3 protein-coding genes and 1 tRNA gene are annotated in these 4,619 nt (G+C 57.6%); 3 read left to right on the forward strand and 1 reads right to left on the reverse strand.

Features of this window, described 5'->3' with window-relative positions; genetic code table 11:
* Positions 1-457 precede the first annotated feature (457 nt).
* A complete protein-coding gene (locus AC07VI_RS29245) occupies positions 458-1,393 on the reverse strand; it encodes a LysR family transcriptional regulator (RefSeq protein WP_086146207.1) in 936 nt (311 codons plus the stop codon).
* A gap of 202 nt (positions 1,394-1,595) precedes the next feature.
* Between AC07VI_RS29245 and lhgO the strand changes: the two genes are divergently transcribed.
* From lhgO to AC07VI_RS29260, 3 genes are all read left to right on the forward strand, one after another.
* The gene (gene lhgO / locus AC07VI_RS29250) at positions 1,596-2,801 is read left to right on the forward strand and encodes an L-2-hydroxyglutarate oxidase (RefSeq protein WP_492993368.1); all 1,206 of its coding nucleotides are present in this window, start codon (positions 1,596-1,598) and stop codon (positions 2,799-2,801) included.
* Between the two features lie 103 nt (positions 2,802-2,904).
* Positions 2,905-4,218 carry an MFS transporter gene (locus AC07VI_RS29255; protein ID WP_226936425.1) on the forward strand — a complete coding sequence of 438 codons (1,314 nt, stop codon included), beginning with the start codon at positions 2,905-2,907 and terminating at the stop codon, positions 4,216-4,218.
* Positions 4,219-4,544: 326 nt separating this feature from the next.
* A tRNA-Glu gene (locus AC07VI_RS29260) sits at positions 4,545-4,617 on the forward strand.
* Positions 4,618-4,619 lie beyond the last annotated feature (2 nt).

Raw genomic sequence — 4,619 nt, forward strand, 5'->3', positions numbered from 1 at the left:
CTCAGCTGGGAGAGCGCTTGCATGGCATGCAAGAGGTCAGCGGTTCGATCCCGCTTACCTCCACCAACAGCGCAGAAACGGGTAGGTAAAGCAGTAAATAAATCAAAGTCGCCTTGGGCGGCTTTTTTTATTTCCGGACTCTTTTCCGCCATACCCGACAGGGGAGTGTGGCGTAGGTCGGATTAGCGTAGCGTAATCCGACAGCACCATCTTCTGAAGCCAGCATCCGTATCCATGCCGCCTCCACCAACAGCGCATAAATCACATGATAATCAAAGTCGCCTCGAGCGGCTTTTTTTATTTCCGGGCCAATTTCGCCATACCCTTCGGCGAGCGTGGCCAAGCTGTTAGCGCGCTGGCATGGCATGCAAGACGTCAGCGCTTGGCTCCCGCTGATGCCCATGCATGGGTTGCTGGAAGTCGAGGTGGCCAGCGGGCGGCGCATGGCCGGCCGTTATCAGCGTTCCGTTAGGCTGCCCAGCGGTCGCGATAGATCGGCGGTGAAGTCGACATATTGGGTGGAAAGCCCGCGTAGCTGGTCGAGCAGTGGACGGTTGTCTCCGCGCCGCCACTGAAAAGAATAGATTACCGGCGCTGGCATTTCGGCGGCGGCGAGCGGGAGCAGCAGACCCTGGTCAACCAGCTTTTGACTCCAGCCAGTGGGCAGTATGCCGATCCCGACAGAAGCAATCAGCATGCCGGCAATGGCCCCCCAATTATTGCAACTTATACGCTCAACGGCAGCGATACCGTGAGCCAGTAGCCAGTCATCAATCAGTCGCGTGGTGCCAGCTGAAGGCGGTAAGGCAACGATGGGCTGTCCAGCGTCAAGTAAATCGGCGGCGCCACGTAAGCCAGGCGGGTTGTCGGATATAGCCAGGGTTGGCGCGGCAAGCCAGATGAATTGTGCTTGGCTGACTGGTTGCGACAGGATGCCGTGGTGCGATGAGCGTCCGGCAATGATCGCAAAATCGAGCTCGCCCTTGGTGACACGGCTTTCCAGAACTGAACCCACGTCGACATAGGGTTCGAGCGTCAATTTGGGATGCAGTGCCCGGACTTGCGCAATGAACTGCGGTAGCCAGGTCAGCGCGCTGAGTTCGCCAACACCAAAGGCGCACCGGCCAACTAGCCCGGCAGAGGGGGCGAAGGCGGTACGTATTGCGGCGGCGTCATCGAGCAGCGCCAGCGCGCGTGGCAGCAATGCCTGGCCTGCATCGCTGAGTGCGGCGCGGTGGCCACTCCGGTCGAACAGATTGATGCCAAGCGCTTCCTCCAGTTCTGAAATGCGCTTGGAGAGAGACGATACGGACAAATGCAGGCGTTCGGCGGCAATCGCAAAGTTGGCGCAGGTGGCGGCCCAGTAGAACGCTTCGAGTTGCTTTAAAGTCATGGACATCACTTGTTCTCTTTTTTCGAAATTAATTGTACATAATTTTTCGCTTTTATCTAAATTGTGGTTGATCAAAAATGCTTGACAGGGCAAATCGCGTCGGTGCCAGGCGTTGGGCGGGCGGCATATGCAGGCCCTCGCCCTTCGCCAAAGTGATGCATGTAGCAGTGAAATGACGAGTTTGCTTTTTTTGAGAGGCGCAATGAACAAGAAGCGTTATGCAGTTATCGGCGGGGGGATAAATGGCCTCGCAGTCGCACGTCAGTTATTGTTGGATTTTCCCGAAGCCACGGTGGTGCTGTTCGAAAAGGAGGCGAGTGTCGCCAGTCATCAGTCCAGCCACAATTCGGGTGTGGTCCATGCCGGTCTGTACTACGAGCCGGGGGGGCTCAAGGCACGACTTTGCAGGCGCGGGGGCGAATTGATTGGCAACTATTGCCGCGGCAATGCGATCCCCTACGACGAGTGCGGCAAAGTTGTCGTCGCGCTACAAGAGGAAGAGTTGCCTCGCCTGGAGGCGATTTATCGGAAAGCGCAGGCCAACGGTGTGCCTGGCGTGCGGCTGATCGGCTCAAATGAGCTGCGCGAAATCGAGCCCAACTGCATCGGCCTGGGCGCCTTGCATTCACCGAAAACGGCGATTGTCAGTTACGGTCAAATTGCGGCCCGAATCGCCGATGAAATCAGGGAACGTGGCGGGCGCATTTGTCTGAATTCGCCGGTTGAGCGCCTGCTTGAGCAGGGCGGCGAAGTACGGGTCGAACTTGCAGACGGAGAGGTCTTCGATACGGTATTCGATCAGGCAATTGCCTGCGCGGGTTTGCAGTCAGATCGCCTGGCAGAGCGTTCGGGCGATCAGGACACGCCACGCATCGTACCGTTCTTCGGCCAGTATTACGTGATCGACGAGGCTTTCAAGTCGCATGTCAAAGGCTTGATCTACCCGGTGCCGGACCCGCGCTTTCCTTTCCTCGGGGTGCATTTCACAAAGCGTATCGACGGACAGATGACGATCGGCCCGAATGCTTTCATATCCTTCGGTCGCGAGAACTATGACGGCCGCAGCATGAACCTGGCCGACATCTTCAATTTTGCCAGCTACCCCGGCTTTTGGAAGTTTGCCGCCCGTAACCTGCCGGCGACGCTTCGGGAACTGAAGACGGTGGTCAGCGAGGCGAGCTTTGTCCGCGAGGCGGCGCGCTATGTGCCGACGCTTGCCTCGGTCGGTATTGTTCCGGCGGTTCGTGGGATCCGTGCCCAGGCAATGGAGGCCAATGGTGCGCTGGTTGACGATTTCGTGATTCGCCAACACGGCAACATTACCCACATCCGCAATGCACCGTCACCAGGGGCGACATCGTCGCTAGCCATTGCTGAATACATTGTGCGTGAAGTGATGAGGCGCTGAGTTTGCGTAGCGGACAACGTACGGTTGTCTGTCGCTCCCCAGCCAGCCCCAACTCGAACGCTCTAGGCGAAAAAGAAAAAAATTAATTCATGAAGGAGACATTTTGAACATTCAAAAAACGGAGCAGGAAACCCCGGCACAGACAAAAAGTCGTTTGCGCAAAGTGGCGGCAGCGACCATCGTCGGCTCAATGTTGGAGTGGTATGACTTTTATCTTTACGCGACGATGGCGTCGATTGTCTTCAGCAAGGTCTTCTTCGATACCTCGGACCCGGCGAATGCATCGCTGCAAGCTTTTGCCACCTTCGCCATCGGCTTTGTGGCGCGACCGATCGGGGGGCTGTTCTTCGGCTACTTCGGCGACCGCTACGGGCGCAAGAAAATGTTGTTCGTTACTTTCTGTATGATGGGCTTGTGCACGACCGCCATTGGCCTGATCCCTTCCTACGCCAGCATCGGCGTTTGGGCGCCCCTGTGCCTGGTGCTGATCCGGATTGTGCAGGGCCTGGGCGCCGGTGCTGAACTGGCGGGGGCGGCGGTAACTTCCTACGAACATGCGGCCGACAACAAGAAGGGGCGACAAGGTGCGTGGCCTGCATTGGGGCTGAACCTTGGCCTGTTGCTATCGTCGCTGACCGTTTATCTGCTGACCGTCAATGGCGACAAGTTTTTGCTTGCCGGCGGTTGGCGCATTCCCTTCATCCTCAGTTTCGTGCTGGTGCTGGTTGGGCTCTGGGTGCGTGGGAGTCTGCCGGAAACGCCAGAGTATCACCACTTCGAGGAAAGCCATCGCCAGAAGAGGCCGTTCCGCGAATTGTGGAAAACCAATCTTAAGGGCCTGGGCGTCGTCTTCTTTGTCGCCATCGGTTACAATGCACTGAGCTATGTCTTCAAGACCTTCTCGCTGGCCTACCTGACCCAGTTCAAAGGCATTTCGGCCAGCGTGACATCGCTATCGGTGACACTGGCCAGTCTGGTCGCAATCTTTACCGTCCCGCTCTTCGGCTATCTGTGTGACAAGTTCAGCAGCAAGAAGCTGCTGATCGTCGGCGGCCTGCTGTCAGCATTGTTCGCGTACCCGTTCATGCAGTTGCTGGACAGCGGCGAGAACAGGCTGATTTACCTGGCGCTGATCGTCGGCACCGGGGTGCTGGCGCCGATGATGTTCGCCCCACAAGGCTCTTTCCTCAGTCGCCAGTTTGCCGTGCAAAACCGCTCGACGGGGGTCGGTTCGGGGCGTGAAATCGGCACTGCCATTGCCGGCGGTATTGCCCCGTTGTGGGCGTTATCAATGGTTGCCCAGTCTGCGACTCGTGACACGAGCGCAGTGGCCTTGATGCTCACGTGCTCCGGAGCGATCGTCGCATTGGCAGCATACTTCGACCAAGGTTATCGCTTCAGCCATTACAAGAACTGATGGTCAAGGCGGCGGGCCAAGCGTGCTCAGCTCCTCCCGCCGCCCAACCCTTGTATGTCGTGGGTTTGGGCCAGTGCAAACGAAGGGGGGGCAAGAGGCTTTCCTTTTGCTTGTCTGGCTGCTGTTGCTGAGGACATGTACCTCGCCCGCGCAGCCGATCGATTGCACATTGAGCAACCGCCGCCGTGAACGGTTTCCTCCATGGAAAATAAGATGGGCCAGCAGTTGATTTCGTGAATCGCCCCATGCTATACTTCGCGCACGCTTTTTTGAGGGGCTAAGCAAAGCCTTCAGCGAAGAGTCCGCTGAGAGTAAAACCAGCACAGGTCCCCATCGTCTAGAGGCCTAGGACATCACCCTTTCACGGTGAGTACAGGGGTTCGAATCCCCTTGGGGACGCC

This window comes from Janthinobacterium sp. GW821-FHT03A03, assembly GCF_059421435.1.

Excerpts from the sequence above, each read along its gene's own strand:
- AC07VI_RS29245 (WP_086146207.1), bottom strand. The coding sequence starts at position 1,393 with ATGACTTTAAAGCAACTCGAAGCGTTCTACTGGGCCGCCACCTGCGCC.
- lhgO (WP_492993368.1), top strand. The coding sequence starts at position 1,596 with ATGAACAAGAAGCGTTATGCAGTTATCGGCGGGGGGATAAATGGCCTC.